The 22445-nt window shown below is 39.4% G+C and carries 17 protein-coding genes; 12 read left to right on the top strand and 5 right to left on the bottom strand.

Annotation, left to right across the window (positions count from 1 at the left end; all coding sequences use genetic code 11):
• Window positions 1-67 precede the first annotated feature (67 nt).
• The 5 genes from priA to ribB all read right to left on the bottom strand — a co-directional run bounded on the left by priA (window position 68) and on the right by ribB (window position 7809).
• Entirely contained in the window at window positions 68-2302 is a 2235-nt protein-coding gene (gene priA / locus CSEC_RS02960) for a primosomal protein N' (protein WP_041016914.1), read from the bottom strand.
• Complete coding sequence (locus tag CSEC_RS02965) at window positions 2302-3135, bottom strand: hypothetical protein (RefSeq protein WP_041016915.1); 834 nt, start codon at window positions 3133-3135, stop codon at window positions 2302-2304. The genes priA and CSEC_RS02965 overlap by 1 nt, the downstream gene beginning before the upstream one ends.
• Before the next feature lies 1 nt (window position 3136).
• Complete coding sequence (locus CSEC_RS02970; RefSeq protein WP_041016916.1) at window positions 3137-3850, bottom strand: hypothetical protein; 714 nt, start codon at window positions 3848-3850, stop codon at window positions 3137-3139.
• Between the two features lie 155 nt (window positions 3851-4005).
• Window positions 4006-6555, bottom strand: a complete 2550-nt coding sequence (gene mutS, locus CSEC_RS02975; protein ID WP_041016917.1) for a DNA mismatch repair protein MutS — start codon at window positions 6553-6555, stop codon at window positions 4006-4008.
• A 198-nt stretch (window positions 6556-6753) separates the two neighbouring features.
• Window positions 6754-7809, bottom strand: coding sequence for a 3,4-dihydroxy-2-butanone-4-phosphate synthase (gene ribB / locus CSEC_RS02980; RefSeq protein WP_053331718.1), 1056 nt, complete (start codon window positions 7807-7809; stop codon window positions 6754-6756).
• 165 nt (window positions 7810-7974) lie between these two features.
• Between ribB and CSEC_RS12545 the strand changes: the two genes are divergently transcribed.
• The 12 genes from CSEC_RS12545 (at window position 7975) to nuoG (ending at window position 22442) form a co-directional block, all read left to right on the top strand.
• Window positions 7975-10146 (top strand): mechanosensitive ion channel domain-containing protein, encoded by a 2172-nt coding sequence (locus CSEC_RS12545; RefSeq protein WP_053331719.1) that lies wholly within the window; start codon window positions 7975-7977, stop codon window positions 10144-10146.
• A gap of 60 nt (window positions 10147-10206) precedes the next feature.
• The gene (locus CSEC_RS02990) at window positions 10207-12861 is read left to right on the top strand and encodes a fibronectin type III domain-containing protein (RefSeq protein WP_041016918.1); all 2655 of its coding nucleotides are present in this window, start codon (window positions 10207-10209) and stop codon (window positions 12859-12861) included.
• The gene (locus tag CSEC_RS02995) at window positions 12858-13427 is read left to right on the top strand and encodes a hypothetical protein (RefSeq protein WP_041016919.1); all 570 of its coding nucleotides are present in this window, start codon (window positions 12858-12860) and stop codon (window positions 13425-13427) included. Before CSEC_RS02990 ends, CSEC_RS02995 begins: the two co-directional genes overlap by 4 nt.
• A gap of 119 nt (window positions 13428-13546) precedes the next feature.
• Window positions 13547-14746, top strand: coding sequence for a hypothetical protein (locus CSEC_RS03000; RefSeq protein ID WP_041016920.1), 1200 nt, complete (start codon window positions 13547-13549; stop codon window positions 14744-14746).
• Between the two features lie 312 nt (window positions 14747-15058).
• A complete protein-coding gene (locus tag CSEC_RS03010) occupies window positions 15059-15442 on the top strand; it encodes a hypothetical protein (RefSeq protein ID WP_041016922.1) in 384 nt (127 codons plus the stop codon).
• A 354-nt stretch (window positions 15443-15796) separates the two neighbouring features.
• Window positions 15797-16153, top strand: a complete 357-nt coding sequence (locus tag CSEC_RS03015; RefSeq protein ID WP_041016923.1) for an NADH-quinone oxidoreductase subunit A — start codon at window positions 15797-15799, stop codon at window positions 16151-16153.
• Window positions 16150-16620, top strand: a complete 471-nt coding sequence (locus CSEC_RS03020; RefSeq protein ID WP_041016924.1) for an NADH-quinone oxidoreductase subunit B — start codon at window positions 16150-16152, stop codon at window positions 16618-16620. The genes CSEC_RS03015 and CSEC_RS03020 overlap by 4 nt, the downstream gene beginning before the upstream one ends.
• Before the next feature lies 1 nt (window position 16621).
• Complete coding sequence (locus CSEC_RS03025; RefSeq protein ID WP_041016925.1) at window positions 16622-17143, top strand: NADH-quinone oxidoreductase subunit C; 522 nt, start codon at window positions 16622-16624, stop codon at window positions 17141-17143.
• Window positions 17124-18329 carry an NADH-quinone oxidoreductase subunit D gene (locus CSEC_RS03030; RefSeq protein WP_041016926.1) on the top strand — a complete coding sequence of 402 codons (1206 nt, stop codon included), beginning with the start codon at window positions 17124-17126 and terminating at the stop codon, window positions 18327-18329. The genes CSEC_RS03025 and CSEC_RS03030 overlap by 20 nt, the downstream gene beginning before the upstream one ends.
• Window positions 18329-18844, top strand: a complete 516-nt coding sequence (nuoE, locus tag CSEC_RS03035; protein WP_041016927.1) for an NADH-quinone oxidoreductase subunit NuoE — start codon at window positions 18329-18331, stop codon at window positions 18842-18844. The genes CSEC_RS03030 and nuoE overlap by 1 nt, the downstream gene beginning before the upstream one ends.
• Window positions 18837-20138, top strand: a complete 1302-nt coding sequence (nuoF, locus tag CSEC_RS03040; protein ID WP_041016928.1) for an NADH-quinone oxidoreductase subunit NuoF — start codon at window positions 18837-18839, stop codon at window positions 20136-20138. Before nuoE ends, nuoF begins: the two co-directional genes overlap by 8 nt.
• Window positions 20139-20141: 3 nt before the next feature.
• A complete protein-coding gene (gene nuoG / locus CSEC_RS03045) occupies window positions 20142-22442 on the top strand; it encodes an NADH-quinone oxidoreductase subunit NuoG (protein ID WP_041016929.1) in 2301 nt (766 codons plus the stop codon).
• Window positions 22443-22445 lie beyond the last annotated feature (3 nt).

Here is a 22445-nt window from a genome sequence, read left to right on the forward strand (position 1 = left end):
ATCTCTAATATAAGAAGTCATGATTGGCTCCTGCTTTTTCGTATATCCTATCATATTGGGAGGATTATTAAAAAAAAGTATTTAGAGGGTTGATATCGATGTGGAGACGGAAAGCGCTTGGGATCAGTTTTGCTTCTTTACAAGCCAAAAAAGCTTTTTGCATAGGAACAGGACTTTGGCCTTTTACTAAAAATTGGAAATAAAAGTTATCTTTTACTTTCGCATGGCCGCTTGGAAGGACCGGATAAAGCACATAATCCGAGGGTAGGTGAGAGATCATTTCCTCTCGAAAACGCTGCAGCAGACCCTCAGTCTTTTTTTCATCCGTTCCGGTAAGCCTGATTTTGGCAAGCGTTGTAAATGGGGGGAACTGAAAAAGATTTCGAACTTCTTTTTCGTAATTATAAAAACTTTTGTAATCCTGATTTTTGGCAAATTGAATCACTTCGTGGTCGGGAATACAGGTCTGAAAAATAACTTCACCTTTAAACCGGCCTCGACCTGCACGTCCTGCGACTTGTGTTAAAATTTGAAAAGCAGTTTCATGAGATCTAAAGTCCGGGATATTTAAATTGGCGTCGCAATTTAAGACACCGACAAGAGTGACTTCAGGAAAATGAAGGCCCTTAGCTATCATTTGAGTTCCCACCAAGATATCGGCTTTGCCGGTCGCAAATTCTTTGAGTAGTTTTCTTTGGCTCCCTTTATGTTTGGTTGTGTCGGCATCAAGTCTTATAATTCTAACCTCGGGAAAGAGGGCGTAGAGCTGCTTTTCGACAAGTTCTGTTCCGGCGCCCTTAAAACGTAGCGGGTCTTGACTTCCGCAAAAAAGACAGGCTTTTGGCGGAGGCTCGATTCTATAGCCGCAAAGATGGCAAACTAAAGCATTTTGCGTTTTATGGAAGGTTAAGGCCGTGTCGCAGTGCTTGCATTCCGTTGATTTTCCGCACGAGAGACACATCTGAAAGCTATGATAGCCGCGTCTATTTAAAAATAGGAGAGACTGCTCGCCTCTTTTTATGCCATTTGCGATTTTATCAAGCAAAAGCTCTGAAAAAAGGGTGAATTGCTTTTTCTTGGCATACTCATGCTTCATATCGATGACGTGAACTGTTGGTAAATCGCTGACCTCAGCTCTTAGCTTAAGCTCGGATAAGTGATATTTATTTAGCTCTGAATTTCGATAGCTTTCAAGCGATGGGGTCGCACTTCCTAAAATAACAACGGCCTTTTCAAGCTTGCCGCGCATACAAGCGACATCCCTCGCATGGTAGCAAGGCATCTCTTCCGATTGTTTATAAGAACTTTCATGCTCCTCATCGACAATAATAAGGCCAAGGTTTTGAACCGGGCTAAAGACAGCGGATCTCGCTCCAATGACAATGTCAAATTTACCTTCTTTAATGCCATGCCAAGCATCAAAACGCTCCCCATCGCTTATTTGATGATGCAAGATCGCAATAGGCACATCAAAACGGCTTTTAAAACGCTCGATCGTTTGCGGTGTTAAAGAAATTTCAGGAACTAAGATGATGGCTCTTTTTTTCAGTTTTAAAGCCACATCGATGGCCTGCATATAGACTTCAGTTTTTCCGCTTCCTGTCACTCCATGGATTAAATGAACTTTAAAAGCTTCCTTCTCTAAATCGCTTTTTATAGCAGAAAAAGCCTCTTCTTGATCGGGGTTTAATTTCTTGGGCCTAGTCTTAAAATAATCTTCATTTGATAAAGGGGATCTGCCAATGACAACACGTTCAATTTCTAAAACCCCATTTTTAACAAGAGTATTGATTGGGCTTTTTGAGACGTCTGCTTTTTCAAGAAGCTCTGTTAGTAAAATTCCTTTTTCACTTTTTAAGATCACCTCAAGCACCCTTGCTTGTTCAGGGGATTTTGACAGTAAATTGACGATAAGCTGCCGCATCTCTTCTTGGGTTATTTTTTTTCTAACAAAATACTGTTCTTTATGCTTCTTTGTCTTTCTTAGGCTTGCTGGCAAAATCGAGGTTAAGACTTTCCCGATAGGGGTGATATAATATTTTGAAATCCATAGGGCGAGATCAAATAAAGGCTTTGTGATAAGACTTTTTTCAGCATCGATGCTAAGGATTGGTTTAGGGTCTTTAAAAGAAGCTGTTTCCTTAATTTCAGAGACAAACCCTTTTCTTGTGGTGTTTCTAACGGGAACTACAACTCTCATGCCCGGCGTTAGCAAGTCTTGCAAATCTTTTGGGATGTAATAATCAAAGCTTTTATCTAAAGAATCTAAAATAACCGAAGCATAAAGCTTTTTTGAAGACATTACAGCTTGTGACTTCCTGCCAGTAAGAGTTTAATCTGCTTCCAAAGTTCACGCTTTTTTGCAGGCTCGCTTTCGTAGTCTTGTTCTTTTTCTAACGGGATGAAAGGAGCGCCGCCAAGATAGCAAAGAGAATTTTTTTGGGTGCGTCTAAAAAACTCGTTTAAAAAAGGGAGGGTTTCGATTTCCGCCGGATTGCCAAGAAAAAATAGAAATGAATTCTCTGAAAAAAAAGATTGGCAGGAGTCTTTATCTTGAAAAGTCTTGAAATGTCTGATAATACACCCGGCATGAAGCTGGGTTTTAATGGCTTGACAGAGTCGTGTGAGAAAAGCTTCTTCTTTGTTTTCCGAATATAAGAGAATAATGCTTTTTTCTTTGGGTTTTTCCGGAGCTACCGGGATTTCGCTTAAAAGGGGTTCGTTTAAAATTTGAAGATTGGGGGCAATTTTCTTTAAAGTCTTTTCAATCTCTCCAAAAGAAAAGTCTTTGACAACCTCTTCGCTATTTTTCCGAAAAGGAGTGGAAGGGATCTCAACTGTTATCTTTTCTTCTCTTTTTGGCGAAACAGATTTAATAGGTTCCGCACCTTTTTCAGGGAGTTTAAGAGGCTTTATTTCAGCAGGTCTTGGCTTTGGGTGAGAAGGGGATTGGGCAAGAGGGGATTCCTTAAAAGACGGGATAACAGCTTTCTCTACCGCTTTAGGAGCTTTTTCTTCTGCAAAAAAAGCATAGGACGCCTCATCCACCAAACGGATTTCATGGGGTTGGTATTGATCGAGGACATAACGCTGCAGCTCTTCAACAAGTTTTTTGTATTCTTTCCGATGAGGCATGTTATAAGTCTTGCATAATCAATTTAATGATGGGTATTAAATGAGGGAAACCGCGTTCTTCGTATTTTTTTAGCAAAAGCTGCTCTGCTTCCTTTATGCCTTCGGGATAGCTTTTATTTAGAAGGCGTTTTACAAACCCTTTAGGGTAAATACGTTCTAATTCATTTTTATGTCTCAAAAGGAAAAAAACGACATTTTCATTCTGAGTCATTTTCAAGAAAATTTTAGGGATCATTTTACCTAAACGCTTGAGCTCTTGTAAAACCTTTTCAGCAAGAGGCTTTATTTCTCTTGCCATTTCCACCAAGGAACGTTCTTTTTCTTCTTCACTAAAAAAAATATCATTTAGTTTTAGTGCGTGAGCATAAGCTTGGTTGCAATAACGCCTTGCCATTTTTTCATCGTCTTTCAAAGTCGATTTTGCAAAAAGGGTCGCATAGTGGGCGAGCTTGCTTATGCATCCTCCCGGCTGATTCCAGAAAAAAAAGAGCATTGATTCTTTCATGGAGCCGGTTAACTTCTCAATCCTTTTCTTTAATTCCTCGACAAGCTTTTTGGAATTAGGTTTTTCAATGAATTTCTCGGTGAGAAGAAGGAGCTCCTGGCTTTCTTTATATGAGACAATAAACTCATTGACGATAAATTGAAAAAGGAGCGCTTCGCTTCTATGAAATGCTTGCAGCTTACTTTTCTCAAGAGGCAGCGTACTTGGCATCAATTACTCCATGTTGAAAGCCAAGGTGCAAGTTCTTAGGGAAAAGAATTGAATCTGAACCATTACAGGGGCAACTTGGATTTGAGGTTAAGCGTATCAAACCTTTAAGAAAAAATAAATGCTTTTTCGCGCTTTACAAAATTATAAATTATTTTTTAAGAAACTCCGCTTTCGGCAAACAAATTCATTTGCTCCTTATTTTCTATCATTTTCCGCGTAATTTTTTTCGGTGCTTTCGGTGTGAAGTTTATTTTTCGTGAATTGACCGATTCCAAGTCGACTAAAATTTCTTTACTTCTCTGAATTACTTCTAGGGGAAGGCCTGCGAGTTGGCCCACATGGATGCCATAGCTTCTATCGGTAGACCCCTTTATAATCTTATGAAGGAAGAAAATCTGATCGCGCTCTTCATGCACGGCCACTGTGTAATTAACAGCTCCCGGTATTAATTCTTCAAGCTTTGTTAACTCAAAGTAATGAGTCGCAAATAAAGTCCTTGCTCTCTTACCTTCATGAAGCAGCAAGTACTCAGCTATTGACCAAGCAATTGAGATGCCATCATAGGTGCTTGTCCCTCTCCCTATCTCATCTAGAATCACAAGAGAGCGATCCGTGGCATGGTGAAGAATATGTGCCGATTCTGTCATCTCCACCATGAAAGTAGATTGGCCTCTTGCCAGGTCATCATGCGCACCGATACGTGTGAAGATTTTATCGACAATCCCAATTCTTGCATGTTCTGCGGGGACATAGCTTCCCATTTGAGCTAGGATCGTAATGAGTGCGACTTGCCTTATGTAGGTCGATTTCCCGGCCATATTCGGGCCTGTTAAGAGAATGAGCCTATGATCTTTATCGTCTAGCAAAGTGTCATTTGGAATAAATCTATCCAAACACTCGGAGGCTTCGATGATAGGATGGCGTCCGGCTTTAATTTCAATAATAAAGCTATCTTCAACAATCGGGCATCTCCAACCTTTATTAGAGGCGGTAAGAGCAAGAGATTGCAGAGCGTCTAATTTTCCGAGGGCGTCCGCTGTTTGCATAACGGGCTTAAAAATTTTACATAACTCAATAAGCAAACCGGTAAATAAGCCCTGTTCTAGGGATGAAATTTTTTCTTCAGCGCTCAACACTTTTTCTTCAAAGCTTTTTAACTCATCTGAAATAAAACGCTCTCCGTTAACGAGCGTTTGTCTTCTTTGAAAAGAAGAGGGCATTTGATGCGCCTGCCCTTTACTGACTTCAATATAATAGCCGAACATGCGATTGAAGCCGACTTTGAGTGTTTTAATGCCGAGCTTTTCTCTTAAGTCCGCTTGATAGCGAACAAGCCACTCATCGCCATTGTCTCTTATGGTTTTTAGATCGTCTAATTCTTTGTTATAGCCGAAGCGAAAGATGTTACCGTCTGATAATCTTAAAGGCAAAGAGTCATTTAAAGCCTTGCTAAGAAGAGCGACTGTTTCAGGAAACAAATGGATGTTTGCTTCAATTTTTTGTAAAGTGGCGCTTGGAAATGCGTTTTCTTTTAAAAAATTTTTAATGTTTGGAAGCGATTGCAGTGATTGAAAAAGAGCGCCGACATCTCTTGGGGCGGCCGTTGCACTCGAGATCCGCATCATAAGACGCTCAAGATCTTTCACAAAATTAAGAAAATAACGAAGCGTTTCTAAAAATTTAGGTCCGTTAACAAAGACTTCAACTGCTTTTTGCCTTTCCTGAATGTGCTTTAATGAGAGAAGGGGCCTTTGTATCCAATCGGTTAGAAGCCTTCCGCCCATAGGGGTTAAAGTCTCATCTAGAATATGTAAAAGAGTGTTTTTTTGGCTTTTATCTTTTAGGGAATGAGTCAATTCAAGATTTCGAAGAGTCGCAGGATCAATGGATAGGAACTCATTTTCAGAAAGAGTCTTAACCGATTGAATGTGATCAAGGGACAAAAGTAAATTTTCTTTTAAGTATTTTAAAAGACAACCGCCTGCTTGAATCCCGGGATTCATCTCTTTTAAACCAAAACCATCGAGAGTAGCCGTCTTAAAATGGCTAAGTAAAAAATGAACGCTGTTTTCAAATGAAAATTTCCAATTTTCTTCTCTTTGAATAAGCGGGTTGAAAGAGTGCTCCATGTCATGAAGCAAATGAGAATAGTGTGAAGCAAATTTTTTCGAGACAATAATTTCACGTGGAAGAATTTTCCAAAGTTCATTTCTTAAATTTGAGATTGAATCAAATTCAACGATGTAAAAAGCGCTTGTGGTTAAGTCAATAAAACTTAATCCAAAAAAAGAAGAAAATTCTGTGATTGCCGCAAAATAATTATTATTTTTTTCTTCAAGCAAGCTTGAATGAACCAAGGCTCCCGGCGACACAAAGCGAACCACTTCCCGCTTTACGATCCCTTTTGTTTCTTTGGGATCTTCAATTTGCTCCGCAATGGCGACTCTAAACCCTTTTGCAATTAACTTATCTATATAAGATTCGCTAGCATGCGAGGGAATCCCTGCCATGGGAATTTCTTGTCTTTTAGTTAAAGTCAAATCCAAGGTTTTAGATAGTAAAACCGCATCTTCGTTAAACGACTCATAAAAATCGCCCAATCTAAAAAGTAAAAGCGCGTCTCCCGCCTTTTCTTTGCAGGCATACCACTGCGCCATCATAGGTGAAATTTTAGATTCAGGGTTTTTGGAATCCTCAAAACTCATTTTTGCTCCGCTTTATTAGGCTCATTCAAAACTCCATTCAATGGTTAAAATAGCTGTTATTTGAACAAAACCAGCCCATTTTCCAAAAAAAGCGACTTTCGAAAAAAGTCAATTCTAAAAACTTGTAAGGCTTATAGTTTTACCAAGATTGGATTCGATCGCGCAAGCAAAAAAAGAGAGTTTATTGAAAGGAGAGGTTTAAGGCTCAAGCTTTGTTTTAGAAAGAACCGATATTCCAAAAGATTTAAGGCTGTTTACCTCATGGAGGTGGGTCATAAGAACATGGACAGCCGTAACATCAAATTGCTTAAGTAGTTGACTTGCAAGAGCATAGTAGCTGATTTTTAAATTAGAATGTTGACATCTGTCTTTAGTGATGGGCTCGGGGTGGTAAAAAAGTATGCCGGAATTTTCTTTTGATAAGGCATTAAGAGAATCGTGAAGATTTTTTTTACAATGACAACTTTTACTTAAAAACACATCCCCTTCTAAGCATCCTTGATGGATACGGAGCAAGCAGCCGTTTTTAATTTTTCCTTTGATAAGCGCAAAATGTTCGTTTTTTGTAATCTTATCCGCATAGGTTAAACAGGTGAAAGGGCCAAAAGCCGTATCCAGTTGTTTTTCATTTTTTATTTCAAGAAGCGCTTCGTAATAAAGACGGTAATGAATAATGTCTTTGATGTTTAAAATTGGGATATGGTGCTTTCTTGAAAAAAATTTAAGCTCCTCTTGATTGGTAAGTTCGCCATCATTATTTAATATTTGGCAAATGACAGAAGAGCGATCCATTTTGGCAATATTCATAAGATCGACGGCGGCATCAGAGGGCGTTCTCTTTTCTAAAACACCATTTTGAGAGGCTTTTAAAGGAAAAATATGACCCGGTGTGACAAGATCATGGGGGGACGCCTTTGGGTGGATGGCGGTTTTTATGGTTTCGGCTCTATCTTGGGCTGAGCTTCCCGTTTTAATCTCTTTTTTATCAATGGATAGGGTAAAGGCGGTTTTACTATGCGATGAGCTAGACATTAATGGCAGCTTTAAAGACTCCACCTTATTTGGGTCTAAAGCTAAACAGATTAATCCTTTAGCTTCCGTTGACATAAAGTTAATGGCTTTTGAGGACACCTTTTCTGCCGGAAGAATAAGGTGGGCTTCATTATTTGCCGCTTCTTCATCGACTAAGATGACCATTTTGCCTTTTCTTAAAGAAACAAGCGCCGTATTGATCCTTTCTAGGGATTGTTCCATGTCTTGCACCAATTTTAAAAAAAATTATTTGAAAAGCTAAGTTTTGAGTAATCGCGAAAATAAAAAAAATATTTTACACTGTCAACAAATATAATTTCGTTTATGAAGTTAGGTATTTTCTAGGAAAGCCCAAGAAACGTTAATTTCAGGTTTAAGGGAAAGTAAATGAGATCCTTAAGAATCATAAGTTTTTTTTGCCTTCTGGCATTATTTAATGCAGAGGCAGATGAAGTTAAAAAAGAACCTTGTCCTTCTCCATTTTGTTTAGAACCCAATTGGTGGGGCTATTTCGAATCGGATAAAGATCTTAATGACAAAATTTTAGAGGCCGTCAAAGAGCTTGAAAAGCTTCAAAATAAAATGCCGGAAGATATGCAGCAAGAGACTTTACCATTTGTCAATCAAGTGGCTGTAAATTTGAATGCGTTGCCTGAAATTAAAAATTTGAAAGTGGAGATGCCGGAACCTAAGACTTATTCTAAAAATTATTCCATCGACGAGTATATTGAGATTGCCGCACAAAATCATAACCTTTTAAAAGCAATTGATGAAGAAGAAAAAGAGCTAAACGAAGAAATAAGAAAGAATGCTAAGACAGAAAAGCAATTAGATGCTTTGATGGCCTCTTATAGAAAACTTACTAATAGAACAAATGAGCGGCTTTTGCAAGGGCTCAAGTTATACTCTCTTCAATCAAGCTATGCTATAGAAAAACAAAAAGAGCGCCTTTTAAAAGAAAAGAAGAATGCGCTTTTAGAAGAGTCAAGAGCAAAAGAGCTTGAGCTTGCTTACGCGTTATCAAATCTTTCTATTACCGATTCTGAAAAACAGCTTAAAAAAAAGCTAGAGTCCCTAAAAAAAGACCTCTCCATGGCAGAGCTTGGCTCGCTTCATGCTGAAATGAGCGCCTCAAGCAAAGTCGGTGAGAGCTTAAAAAATGAAATGGCGGTTGAATACTCTCTCCAAAAAACTCTTTCCTCCTACATCCATGAAGCTTTCATACGTCTTGATATTTTAAAGTCTCATGCAGAGATTTTTTTTAAAAAATGGCTCGATAAAAAAATTCCCAAAAATGACGCCCAATTGGAGGAAAAGCTTTCAGAATGGTTGCTAGAATTAGAGGACATTCATCAAGAGCTTAAAGCTTGGAATCTAAAAGTTGAAACGACTTTTCAAGGACTTTTACATCATAATTTTGACAATACCTTATTTAATACCCCGAAAAGTGAAGAAGATCAAACCAATGAAACTTTTAAGCTATATGAGGTCGCGAATGAAAACTTAAACAACATCAATAAACTTAAAGGACAGTTGGCTGCGCTTTACCATCTTTCCCGGCAAATGGAGCGGATTCTTTATGAGAAATCGCCTTTCTTTCATTTCTTTTATTCCTTAAGCGATGCCTTTAGCGACTTTTATATTGAAACTAAAAAGTTCTTAAATCAAAGCATTATTAAAGTTGGGGATATCCCGATCACCCTTTCAAGCTTGATTGAAAGTTTTTTAATTGTTTCTTTTGCAGCTTTATTCTCCTTCTTTTTAAGAAAAGCTTTAAAGCGATTTTTGACTCATAAGGATAGGATCTCTTTATCCTCTCTTTTTATCATCGATCGTTTAGTTCACTACCTTCTCATGCTAATCGGTATTGCCATTGCCTTAGCTAACCTTGGCTTAAATTTCAGCAGTCTCATGCTTGTTTTAGGAGCGTTGAGCGTCGGGATTGGATTTGGACTTCAAATGATTGTGAATAACTTTGTGAGCAGTCTAATTATTCTTTTTTCAAGAAACATTAAGGTAAACGATTACATTCAGTTATCTAGCGGAGAATGGGGTCAAGTTACGGATATCAACATTCAAAACACGATCATTAGAACCTCTGATGGAATTGAAGTGGTTGTCCCCAATTCTGAACTCATTGCGCAAAAATTTGTGAATTGGACTATGAAAGACCCTTATAAAAGATTGCATATTGCGTTTGGGGTAGCTTATGGTACGGATAAAGAGCTTGTAAAAAAAGCCGCCATGGAAGCGGCACTAGAGGTTCCAAGTACTATTTCCAATCACCCAAGGCTTGAAAATCCAAAGGTGGTGTTGAATAATTTTGGTGACAATGCCCTTGAATTCGAGTTGATTGTATGGGTTAATCTTTTAACTGCTAAAGGCTCGCATGGTTCGCTTTATTCAGGTTACAGATGGCATCTAGATGATGCGTTTTCAAAGTACGGTATTGTGATCCCTTTTCCTCAAAGGGATATTAGAGTTTATTCAGGTAATGGGTCTTCCAAGAAAAAAGAAGAAGAGGAAGATGGCTTTAAAAGCTTTGCGATAAAAACTTAAAAAGTTTTGAGGGAATATTCAAAATGGATTATATAGCCTCTCTTTCATTTCAGAGGATATATGAATTATTTTAGATTTTCTTTGTTTCTTTTCTTTCTTTTCGCACGATCACTAAATGCTTTAACTTTTTTAGAGGACTCTTTAGTTGAGATTACAAAAGGGGACCATCAAACTTTAATAAGAGCTGAAAGCCATGTTTTTTTTAAATGCTCTGAATTAAAGAAAGAAAACGTCTTAGATATTCAGTTCTCAAAAGAAGATGGAACCGTTTTCCTTTTAAATGAAGAAGATAAACCTTTACACATCGATGGGAAAATCATAACCAATGGAGCTTTAGAAGTCCTTTCTAGCGAAAGTGTTTTCTTAGGGGAAAAGTCTTCTCTTGAAGTGCATGGGTTAAGAATAACTTCTGAAAAAACCATATCTCATCAGGGACGGATCTTTAGCCCAAGCGAAAAGGTTTGCTTAACCGCAAAAGAAATTTTCCTTAAAGACGATTCCAAAATTGATACTTCAGGAGAAAGCCTCGGAGGGGATGTTTATATAGGAGGGGGATGGCATGGTAAAGACCCTTTGATTCGAAACTCTGACATCGTGTCCATGGATCGAAAGGCTATTATTATTACCGATGCTAAAACAAACGGGAAAGCCGGGGATGTCGTTCTGTTTTCTAAAGATCAAATGCTTTTTCTTGGCACGATTCATGTTAGAGGAATGGAACAGGGAGGCAATATCGAGGTCTCTTCGGCACAAAAATTATTTTTTGATGGTTCTATTGACGCCCACTCCGATTCAGGTCTTGACGGCTCTTTACTCATTGACCCTGAAACTATAACTATTCAAGCAACGGGAGCCAATATTGACGGTCTTGGTCTTGGCAATGATATTACAACAGCAAACGAACTTTCAAACCCATTAGTGTTTCCTGGAGTCAATAGTATAATTACTTCAGGAGCCGTCAACTCTCTTTTGACAGGCGGCGTTTCGATGACGCTTGCAGCTGTCACCTCTATTACTGTGGCAAGTCCAATTACAGCAACAGGGGTTGTCACAAGCTTAACTTTTGATGCACCGACACTTTACTTGAATCAGCCTATTTCCTTACCAAGCGGGGGTGTGATTAATGGTACTGCTACAGTTGTTAATGTAGGTCCCGCAGGCTCAATTCAAAACGCGGTTGATGCCGCAGCTCCCGGTTCGACTGTTAATATTGCTCCGGGAACTTATGTTGAAGAAGTTTATATCAATAAAGACCTTACCCTAAATGGCAGTGGAAGAGATAACACGACCATTCTCTGCCCAACTTTAATGACGCCTTTAAATAACACCTTTGTTTTTACAATTAATGGGGCGACCTATCACCCTATCGTTTTGGCAGAAGATGCGAATAATATCAATATCCAGAATTTGACAGTCGATGGCAATAGCCAGGCGAGCAATTTTTTAAGCTTCCGGTTTGTAGGTATCGGCTACCATAATGCCAGCGGCATTATTCAAAATAATCGGGTTACAAATGTAGAAGATAGCTTCCCTGGAGGAGGAGCCCAGCATGGCTTTGCTATTTTGGGAGCGATTGATCTTGGGGCTCATGTGATTCAAGTGATGGATAATATCGTTGATAGATTCCAAAAGCAAGGGATCACCATGAGAGGCAATTTAACGGCTGTGATTTCAGGAAACACGGTGACAGGCGAAGATCCGCCTTCTCTTGCCACTTTAAATGGCATTGTCATCCAAAATGGCGCCCATGCAATCATCATAAATAACACGGTGGCAGATATTATTTCTGCAACCCCGGGTGTGGATTCAGTGGGGATCTTTTTAATTGGTGCCGCACCCAATTCGACGGTGACAAGCAATTCTATTAGCAATGGAAATATTGGCGTTTATAGCATTAATGCCGGAAATAACTTTAATATCGCGAATAATATTATCGCAGGGCATTCTTCACTTGGTGTCTATGTTCAAGATACTACAGGCTTAACCACTATTTTGAGTAATACGATTGATTGCGTTGGTTCTGTATCAACCGCTAATGTTGAAGTTTTGAATCCCGATACCGGAATGCCGATAGGAAAGGTGTTCTTGGACCCGCCAACTTATAATGTCTACTTGCTAAGTTCAACCAATCAGCCTTATCATTTTTCGAATAATACCTTTTTAAATTGCAACGTCGGACTTGCAGCTGAAGGAAATGGCGTTTTAGGCCCTCAAGTGAACATGAATAGCGATAGCTTTACAGGTCAAGACTTTTACATACAGTTAATCAATAACCCGAATAATATTTGGCCAAGCACAGCTTCTGTTTCTTTCGACGGTTTAATGTCCGGATTTATTACTTTTGAGCAATATCTTGAGATTCAATCAAAGTTAGTCGGAAATTTTCAAGACCCGGCCCTGGGCATTATTCTGGAGTTTATAGAACCGTTGCCCCCGGATCCTCCGGAAACTTTTATTGGGGAACTCAGGAAAGACAAATTCTTAAATAGAACCGAATATTGCCTTCGAGCGACTTGGACTAATAGTCCAAGCCCTAACGTTGTGGCTTATAGAATTTATTTCAACGGTCAACTGGTTAAGGAAGTTCCGGCAAACGCTCCTCATACTTTTATTACAGAGTTAAAAAATAAGTCGGATGCCTATAGATACAGTATAACTGCCGTAAATAATATGGGGCTTGAAAGCGATCCAACACCTATTGAGGTGATCCAATGATTAAAAAATGGATTGGAATAGTTTTAGTAGCTCTTAGCACTGAACTTTCTTCAGTAGAGTTTGAATCAACCACTTTTGAAGCTAGAGTTTCAGCCTTTGTCCCTGTATCCCATCGATTTAGAGGAATATATGGAAATGTTATGCCCTCTTATGGCGCTGAAGTGAACACTTTCTTTAATGAAGGAAGAGCGTTTTGGCTTAATTTCGACTGGCTTTCAAAAAGCGGCTCTTCGATCGGATGCGGGGGCAATGATACCAAAGTTAAATTTGCTATCCTGAGCTTGGGGTATAAAAAAATGATCCCTCTACCGTTTGCTCAATTTTATTGGGGGTTAGGGGGTGTCCTTTCTGAAATCAATGTTAAAAATAGAAGGGATGATTTTAGAGAAAAAGTCAGTCGTTTTTCACCGGGTCTTGTTTTAAAATCCGGTTTCTATATCCCAATTCAAAGAACTTATTTTGCCAATTTTTTTGCGGATTATTACGTTCAGCCGGGGGTTTTTAAAACGAGTGTCGATATCGGGGGGTTGAGAGCCGGTGTGGGAGTGGGTATTCAATTCTACTAACGTAGGAGATTCTATCGCCTGAATTAGTAAATTTTTTATTTTAATTAAGTAAGTAAATTGTTGTTTTATTTAGTAGCATTACTTACGATATTTCCTTTTAATAAAAAGGAATTATTATCATGCAAGCGACCGCTAACGATCAAGCTTTTGTTTCCTTAATCATTAGAAGGGTAGACCATAAGCCCCCCCTTAGCTTTCAGGTCCCCGCTGATACAAAGGTTGAGACTTTAAGGGAGTTGATAGAATCCGAGGTGGGTAAAGGCAATCCTTTTATTAAAAAAAACGACTTTAGGTACCGTTTTCATTTAAACATCAAAAGTCATGAAGAATCTTTACGAGATAGTGAAGTTATAGGAAGCATGACGGATTCTAAAACAGGGTCAGTTTTCTTAAACATGTACCCAAAAGGGCCTTATTATCCGCATGAAGCCTATTTTGAAAAGATTGATGAAAAGGAAAAAAGAGCAGGTTCGCAAGAGACTTTATTAGAGTTATTCAAAGATTTTTCAGAAAAAATCCGAAAATCTGCAGAATTTTCCGATGAGAAAGTGATTTACGGGTTTTGGACTTCTGCTTTCTTTAAAAAAATTGAAGAAGATCCCGGCATTTTAGATAAACTGGATATTGAAGTATCTCCTGCAAGGATGCGTGAAATTTATAAGAAGTATGGAATTATCGCTCTTCGAGAGCCCGAAAACAAATTTTTGGACATTTTGCTTTATTGTGGAAATAACCCTGTTTTCTCTTCAGCCATGGGTTGCACCTATGCTGAGAGGGAGTTTGAAGAAATTGACTATCATCGACATGTCGGGAAGACAACGATCGATATCGATCCCTTAATGAATCCTTGCTTGATTGCAGTTTGGCCATCCCGCAATCTACTCACCTATTTATCGGAATTTCTTATCATCTCCTTGGAAGGGGATGGAATGGAGCCTATTTCGACCCTTCTTAAAAATGAAATAGAAATGGAAAAGGGATTGAAGTTTTTAGCGGAAGTAATGTTCTTATCCGGAAAAGTTGCTTCTTTTAGATTTAATAAACCCCTAGCGGTAGAAACCGGTGAAGGAGAATTAACAGGGGATTTTAATGACCCTGTGTTTTACGAAAATTTTAAAGGGAATCCTTTATCAAAAGTCACTTGGTACGTGAAAAGCGGAGATGCGCTGGAATACGCAAAAAAATTAAATGAGCCTTTTATAGAGGATCTAACTAGGAAGGCAGATAAGCTTGGCTTCGATTTAGGAATCAGTAAGGTGGAATTAAACCCTTTTCCAAGCTTGCATCTAAGCTATGAATTTTACTTTATTAAAAAGTAGTTCTTTTTTAGCCAGGTTTCAAAGAGGGCTCGAAGCCAGAAATAAACGATTAAGCTGCCAACTCCACTAAGGCCGAAGATCAGGTAGCAAAGAAATATGCTGGCTATTCCAAAAAGGGTGCTAGAAAGGCTATTCTTTCGAGCCGTATTTAATCTAAACCCCTGTAGGCACTTTCCCCAAAAAATTTTTAAAATAGAATTCTTCTTCATATTGCAATTTATTTTTTTTGAATATAAAATTTATAACTTCTTAACAAAATTTTGTCAACATACATAACTTTGATGAATTAATAATAAGTAAAGAGGTTATACTATGTTAGACTTAAATGTTTCTTTTAAAGAAGTAGGGGCTGGGACTCGATTAGGCGCTTCAGTCTATATGCTAAGCCAGATCCCGGAAAGACTCATCATGAGTATAATTTCAATCGCAAAAATGGCGTTATTTGGAGCGCTAACTGCTTTAACCTTTGGAAAATTTCCTGTATTTTCTTATGAAACTCAAATGAGTTATTATAAAACTTGCAATAATCTTGGTTCTCTCTTTCTTTGTATCACTTCCATTCTATTTCCTTTGAATTCCTCTAATTTAATGCATAACCTTAACAGATGGTGCTTTGATCGCATTGATCAAAAAACAAAAGATGGCTGCAAGGATGATGAGGGTTATAATTTTTATATGAACAAAAACATCCTCTAAAATAAACTCTTTTGAAATTCGCTTTGATTGGAAAAAGAAGACTGTTGTTGGACAAATTTTTTGATAAATTTTGAGGCCATATGCATACCTATGGTCGAAAAATTTAGCGGAAAAAGTTGCCAAAAAGAACCCATTTAACCATCGAATGGAATTTCAAAAGAAAGTCTAATATCATAAAGCCGGGCTCACCTTAAACCGGCTTTATTTTTCAAAATATTCCTTCCTTCTTTAAAACCTTCTTTTAAAAGAGAGTTAAGGGTTGACAGCTTTTTTAAATAATTGCTATCTATACCGAAGCCAAGTGTAAAGATAATTTTCATTTTTATTTTCGCGATTACGATTAAGGTGGCTTCGGTGTCTGATTTTTTTCCCGTCTATATTTATCTTGGTCTTGCTCTGATTGTCACTTTGACGCTGCTCTTTCTGTCCTCTATCATTCCCTCAATCAATAAATCGCCGGTAAAATTCCTGCCCTATGAGTCCGGAATTCAAACAGAGACTGATCTTTTAGAAGAGCGTTTTTTACTAAGACACTACCTTGTAGCGCTCATATTTCTTGTTTTTGATATCGAAATCATTTTCTTATATCCATGGGCTGTCATTGCGAAAGAAATTGGCTCATTTGCTTTTTATGAAATGTTCTTTTTTATGTTGGCTTTGGTTGTTGGTTTTACATACGTTTGGCGAAAAGGGGGATTGCAGTGGGAATGAATCATAAAGAAAAGGCTCCTTTTTTAGTCGCGCCGCTTGAAAAATTAATTAACTGGGCAAGACAAAATTCTCTTTGGCCGGCACAATTTGGACTTGCTTGCTGCGCGATTGAAATGATGTCTGCTGCCGCAAGCCGCTATGATATGGCAAGATTCGGCATGGAGGTTTTTAGAGCTTCCCCAAGACAAAGCGATGTAATGATAGTAGCCGGACGAGTCAGTCAAAAAATGGCTCCTGTTCTAGTCACAATTTATGAACAGATGCTAGAGCCTAAGTGGGTCATTGCTATGGGAGATTGCGCTTCTTGCGGCGGGATTTATAACAACTACGCCATTATTCAAGGAGTAGACAAGTTAGTTCCGGTCGATGTCTATGTGGCAGGCTGTCCGCCAAGGCCTGAAGCTTTAATTGACGGGCTAATTATGCTACAGAAAAAAATTCAAGCGGGACGAGACTTTAGGGGTTAACATGACAGTAGAAGAAATCATTACCGAGATAAAAGAAAAAGATCCCGAAATCCTTCTTTCAGAGGTTCGCTATCATAATCAGATTACAGTTGAAATTGCCAACTCAAGAATTGTTGAGCTTCTTAGCTCTTTAAAAAATGAATATGGTTTTGAAGTGCTGATGGATTTGACAGCGGTTGACTACATCTATCCCGAAATCAAAACCAAAATGGTCTATTTTCTGCATAATCCTAAGACTTATGAAAGAATTCGCGTTATTAGTTTTGTCAATAGAGACAATGCCATCGATTCTGTCGTTCATCTTTGGGAAGGCGCCGATTGGTATGAAAGAGAAGTCTATGACCTATTTGGAATCGTTTTTAAGGGTCATCCCGAGTTAAAAAGAATTTTGATGCCAGACGATTGGAAAGGCCACCCCTTAAGAAAAGATTATCCTTTAACTGAAGAATCTGTTGAATTCAAACATGGCGTAAAACCTAAGAACCCATCGGAAATTATCCCACATGTCAAAAGCAAGATTTGACCTTGAAGACCCAATAGGATCAGAGGAAATACTGGAGTTAAATTTAGGGCCGCAGCACCCGTCTACCCATGGTGTTTTACGTCTTAAGCTTCGTCTTGATGGAGAAGTTGTAATATCAGCCGAGCCGGTTATCGGCTATCTTCATACAGGTGTTGAAAAAGAATGCGAGTCAAGAACGTTTCTTCAAGTGTTTACTCTCGTTGATCGCTTGGATTATTTGTCGGGTCCATCAGAAGAGCAGGCCTTTGCTCAAGTCGTTGAAAAAAATATGGGGATTGAGGTTCCGGAAAGAGCTCAAACGATCCGTCTTATTCTTCTTGAATTATCAAGGATTGCAAGCCATTTGCTTTGGCTTGGAACAAGCGCGCTTGAGCTTAACATGTCTTCTGTCTTCATGTACTGCTTTGCGGAAAGAGAAAAAATTTTAGATCTCTTTGAAGAGATGTCCGGCGCAAGGATGTTTCCCTCATGCTGGCGAATTGGCGGGCTTGCCTATGATTTAGAGCCTGGCTTTGAAGCGAATGTCCGCCAATTTTTAAAAGATTTTCCCAGTACCTGGAAAGATTTAGACGCTCTTTTAACCAATAACTATGTCTGGTGTGAAAGGCTTCAGGGGGTGGCTGTCATTGATGAAATGACAGCTAAGCAATACATGTGTACAGGCCCTGTGTTAAGAGCGGCCGGCGTTCCCTACGACATCCGTAAAATTTATCCCTATCTTGGTTATCAAAACTACCAATTTGATATCCCGACTTATAAAAGGGGAGACTCCTACGATCGCTATCTTGTCCGTCGAGATGAAATGAAAGAAAGCGCTCACCTTGTTGAGCAAGGTCTTAATAAATTAAAGCCCGGACCTGTCATCACAAGCGATCGAAAAGTGGCGCTCCCTCCAAGAAGAGAATTAGCTAGGAGCATGGAAGCTGTCATCCATCAATTTAAACTTGTGAGTGAAGGCATTCACCCGGAAGCCGGCGAGCTTTATGAAGCTGTAGAATCGGCAAGAGGAGAGCTTGGCTATTATTTAGTTTTTGATGGCAGCAATAAACCCTACCGGCTAAGAGTGAGATCCCCTTCTTTTACTCACGTTGAAGTATTAAAAAAGGTGTTGGTAGGCCTTAAGTTATCAGACGTTGTAGTGGCCATAGCCAGCATGGACCCGATACTTGGAGATGTGGATCGCTAATGATAAGTGAAAAGACAAAAGAAGCTATTTTCAAATTACAAGCGCTCTATCCTAAAAAAAGATCGGCTTTAATACCGGCTTTACACCTTGTTCAAAATGAAGTCGGCTATCTTCCCCTAGATATTCAAAGCGAAGTGGCGGACCTATTTGGAATTGAGCCAAATGAGGTCAATGCGGTCGTGACTTTTTATGATATGTTTTATGACAAGCCGGTTGGAAAGCATCTCATCCATGTTTGTAAAAATGTTTCCTGTATGCTTAGGGGATCAGATGAAGTGATAGGAAGTCTTTGTCAAAAATTAAAGGTCGACCTTAAAGAAGTCACAGAAGATGGGGAATTCACAGTTTTCGCCTCTGAATGTTTAGGCGCTTGCGATAAGGCTCCCATGATGCTTGTCGATGATGAAGTGATAGGGCCTATTAAACTTGAAGACTTGGATAAAATATTAGCGGATGCAAAAAAAGGGCCGGGTCACCCAAGTCCTGTAGATCTAGGGGCTATCTCTCATGGGTGAAATGCGCATTCTGACAGAATATATCGATAATCCCAACCAGTCCGACATCAAGACTTATGAAGCTAATGGCGGCTATCAAGCTATTCGTAAAGTCATTCCAAAAATGGAACCTGAAATGTTAACCCAAATGGTTAAGCAATCAGAGCTTAGAGGAAGAGGCGGAGCCGGCTTTTCAACAGGGTTAAAATGGAGTTTTATTCCAAAAAATACCGATCAGCCAAAATACCTTGTCTGCAATGCCGATGAAAGCGAACCCGGGACTTTTAAAGACAGGCTTCTTATAGAGCATGACCCTCATCAAATTATTGAAGGGATGATTCTTGCAAGCTATGCCATAGGAGCCAATCTTAGCTTTATTTACTGCCGCGGAGAATATTTTAAAGGAATTGAAAATTTAAGAAGAGCGGTTAGGCAAGCCAAAGAGGCAGGCTATCTAGGCGACCATATTTTGGGGTCTGATTTTTCTTTAAGTATTGTTGTTCATCCGGGCGCCGGAGCTTACATTGCAGGAGAAGAGACGGCTCAATTAAACTCTCTTGAAGGCTATAGAGCGACACCAAGGCTTAAGCCTCCTTTTCCGGCTGTTTCAGGTCTTTATAACAAGCCTACCATCATCAATAATGTTGAAACTCTTTGCAACCTCCCCCACATCGTTAATAAGGGTGTCCTGTGGTACCAATCTATTGGAAAACCCCCTAAAGATACCGGAACTAAAATATTTCAAGTCAGCGGACAAATTAGAAAACCGGGCTGCTATGAATTTCCTCTCGGGGTTTCCTTAAGGGAAGTCCTTGAAACCGCAGGCTTTATGCTGCCCGGCAGGACCTTTAAAGCTTGCTATCCGGGAGGTTCTTCATGCGCCCTATTAACGGAAAAAGATCTTGATATCCCTATGGATTTTGAGTCCCTTGCCGCAAGAAAGTCAGCGCTTGGAACCGCATCCATTATCGTTTTAGATGACACGGCCGACATGGTAAAAGTTGCGACAAGGCTTATGGAATTCTATCAAAATGAATCCTGCGGCAAATGCACCCCATGCCGAGAAGGGACTAGGTGGGTGGTTCAAATACTCACTCGTATTGAAAACGGAAAAGGGACGTTTGAAGATTTAAAGGTTATCGAGCAAGTTTGTCAAAATATGGAAACTAATTCTTTTTGTCCCTTGGCAGTTGGGGCAGCTCCTCCCATTTTAAGCGCTATGATGGAATTTAGAAGCGAATTTGAAAATTATATCCGTAAAAACCCCAATGCGAATGAATACCCTAAAATGCGTATTGCTTACCCCTACAAGTGAAACATGCTGACTTTGGCTCAAAATAAATTGATTACTTTAACCATCGATGGGAATCAGGTTTCAGTTCCGCAAGGAACGACTGTTTATCAAGCATCGAAGCAACTTGGCATTGATATCCCGATTTTTTGCTATTTAGATAGATTGCCTCCTTTTGGCGCTTGCCGAATGTGCCTTGTTGAAGTTGAAAAAATGGGTAAGCTGCAAGCTTCTTGCACCCTTCTTGCAACAGACGGCATGGTGGTCACAACCCAAAGCCAAAAAGCCATCCAGGGAAGAAATGAAATAATTGAGCTTTTACTCATCAACCATCCCCTTGATTGTCCCATATGCGATAGAGGAGGGGAATGTCCTTTGCAAGAAAATGCGCTTGCCCATGGCCCGGGTGTCAGCCGATTCTTTGAAGAAAAAAGACATTTTAAAAAGCCTTTGCCATTAGGCCCTGTTTTAATGCTCGATCGAGAGCGTTGCATTATCTGCGCAAGGTGCACAAGGTTTTGCGATGAACTATCGGGAGATCATGCCCTTGAATTTATTGAAAGGGGATATCGAACCGAAGTTGGCACACCGAAGGGCGAGCCGATCGAGTCAAAGTTTATAGGCAATACGATCATGATCTGTCCTGTTGGTGCTCTTACAAGCCAAGTGTATCGATTTCGTGCAAGGCCTTGGGATAATCATCCTACTAAAACCACCTGTTCTTTATGTCCTGTCGGTTGCAGCATGATTATTGATTCCCGGGACGGTGAAATCATGCGCACCAGGTCTTGCGAGAATAAAGACGTCAATGACCTATGGCTATGCGATAAGGGCTGGTTTGGCTATGAATACACCTCAAGCCAGGATCGGTTAAAAAAAACGCTAATTAAAGAAAATGGGGTTTTTAGAGAAGCCGAATACGAGGAAGCCATAGGTTTAGTCGCAAAAAAAATGCTGGAAGTGAAAGGGAAGACAAGAATAGCAGCTTTTGGCGGCAACACGTTAACTACCGAAGAAAATTACCTATTTCAGCAATTGATCCGTCAAAATGGCGGTGTAAATAATATTGATCATCGAATCGGAACCCCTATTTTTTCATTAGCTGACGAAGGGTTGTCTCCCGGAATGGAATGTTCAATTGGCAGTTTAGAGGAACTAAATTTTGCGATTCTACTCGGAATTGACTTGACGGAAGAGTTTCCTGTTTTATGGCTTCGTTTAAGACAAGCTATTAATAGACACGCCAAAACCCTTTTTGCAGGTCATTTTGCACCTGAAATCGCCCCTTATTTTACTGAAACAATTTTGCATGCACCGGGTGAAGAAATCGACGTTTTAAAAAATCAGGTTAAAACCTTAGCTAATTTTGAGGGGAAAGGGGCTATTTTTGTCGGGCGTCAATACCTTCAAAATAAAAATAGGAAGGCTATTCTTTCCCAAATCCTAAAATTAAATTCTGAGTTTAAAGATGTCAGTTTAAATATTTTGGAAGGCAATTGCAATAGCATGGGCGCTCGGTATGCTGGAGTTCACCCGGAACTTTTACCAAGAGGCGAGAAGTTAAAAAATCCTGGGCTTGATGCTCTAAGCGTTTTAAAAGAAGCTGCAAAAAATGGCTGGGATTTTCTTTATGTGGCCGGATGCAACCCCGCAGCCAAATTTAAAAGCAGTTTATGGGAAAGCGCTCGAAAAAATCTAAAATTTTTAGTTGTTCAAGATCTTTTCCTAACAGAGACTGCAAAAGAAGCCGATGTCGTTTTGCCAACCTTAAGTTATGTCGAAAAAGGGGGAAGCTTTATTAATATTGAAAACCGAGTCCAAAAATTATTTCCCGGGAAAGAAGTGCCCGAAACCCTTTTTAGCGATGCTAGAATTTTTGCTGAAATTGCAAGAGCTGCAAATCAACCCTTAGCAACCGATGCCGCCTTTTTAGAGTCTTTAAAACCAGGGACTCTTCCTTTAAATAGACAAGGAATTAACGCATCTTCCGAATCAATTAGCGAGCAAAACAATCATCAGCTTAAGACAACGTTTTCGAAGAAACTATTTGATCATGGGGTGCGAATGAAACACGACCCTCATGTGTTTCAACTTGTTAAAGAAGCTTTTGTTAGTCTGCACCCGGACGAGGCGAAATCAAGAGGTCTAAAAGAAGGGGATCCGATTAGAGTCACCCATTTGGAAAATAGCATGAACGCAAAAGTGGCACTTAATAAAAAGATGGCTCTTAATACAGCACTCTTTCCTTTAAACTTCCCGGAAGTTGCGGCAAGAGAGCTTGCCGATGAGTTATGGAATGGTTTAGCAATTGAGATAAAGAAGATTTAAAAA

The sequence above is a fragment of the Criblamydia sequanensis CRIB-18 genome, assembly GCF_000750955.1.
Lineage (GTDB): Bacteria > Chlamydiota > Chlamydiia > Chlamydiales > Criblamydiaceae > Criblamydia > Criblamydia sequanensis.

Coding starts and splice junctions, on each gene's coding strand:
- CSEC_RS03000 (WP_041016920.1), top strand. CDS start 13,547: ATGCAAGCGACCGCTAACGATCAAGCTTTTGTTTCCTTAATCATTAGA.
- CSEC_RS02990 (WP_041016918.1), top strand. CDS start 10,207: ATGAATTATTTTAGATTTTCTTTGTTTCTTTTCTTTCTTTTCGCACGA.
- mutS (WP_041016917.1), bottom strand. CDS start 6,555: ATGAGTTTTGAGGATTCCAAAAACCCTGAATCTAAAATTTCACCTATG.
- CSEC_RS12545 (WP_053331719.1), top strand. CDS start 7,975: ATGAGATCCTTAAGAATCATAAGTTTTTTTTGCCTTCTGGCATTATTT.
- nuoE (WP_041016927.1), top strand. CDS start 18,329: ATGATAAGTGAAAAGACAAAAGAAGCTATTTTCAAATTACAAGCGCTC.
- CSEC_RS02965 (WP_041016915.1), bottom strand. CDS start 3,135: ATGCCTCATCGGAAAGAATACAAAAAACTTGTTGAAGAGCTGCAGCGT.
- CSEC_RS02970 (WP_041016916.1), bottom strand. CDS start 3,850: ATGCCAAGTACGCTGCCTCTTGAGAAAAGTAAGCTGCAAGCATTTCAT.
- CSEC_RS03010 (WP_041016922.1), top strand. CDS start 15,059: ATGTTAGACTTAAATGTTTCTTTTAAAGAAGTAGGGGCTGGGACTCGA.
- CSEC_RS03030 (WP_041016926.1), top strand. CDS start 17,124: ATGTCAAAAGCAAGATTTGACCTTGAAGACCCAATAGGATCAGAGGAA.
- CSEC_RS02995 (WP_041016919.1), top strand. CDS start 12,858: ATGATTAAAAAATGGATTGGAATAGTTTTAGTAGCTCTTAGCACTGAA.
- nuoG (WP_041016929.1), top strand. CDS start 20,142: ATGCTGACTTTGGCTCAAAATAAATTGATTACTTTAACCATCGATGGG.
- CSEC_RS03020 (WP_041016924.1), top strand. CDS start 16,150: ATGAATCATAAAGAAAAGGCTCCTTTTTTAGTCGCGCCGCTTGAAAAA.
- ribB (WP_053331718.1), bottom strand. CDS start 7,809: ATGGAACAATCCCTAGAAAGGATCAATACGGCGCTTGTTTCTTTAAGA.
- priA (WP_041016914.1), bottom strand. CDS start 2,302: ATGTCTTCAAAAAAGCTTTATGCTTCGGTTATTTTAGATTCTTTAGAT.
- CSEC_RS03025 (WP_041016925.1), top strand. CDS start 16,622: ATGACAGTAGAAGAAATCATTACCGAGATAAAAGAAAAAGATCCCGAA.
- nuoF (WP_041016928.1), top strand. CDS start 18,837: ATGGGTGAAATGCGCATTCTGACAGAATATATCGATAATCCCAACCAG.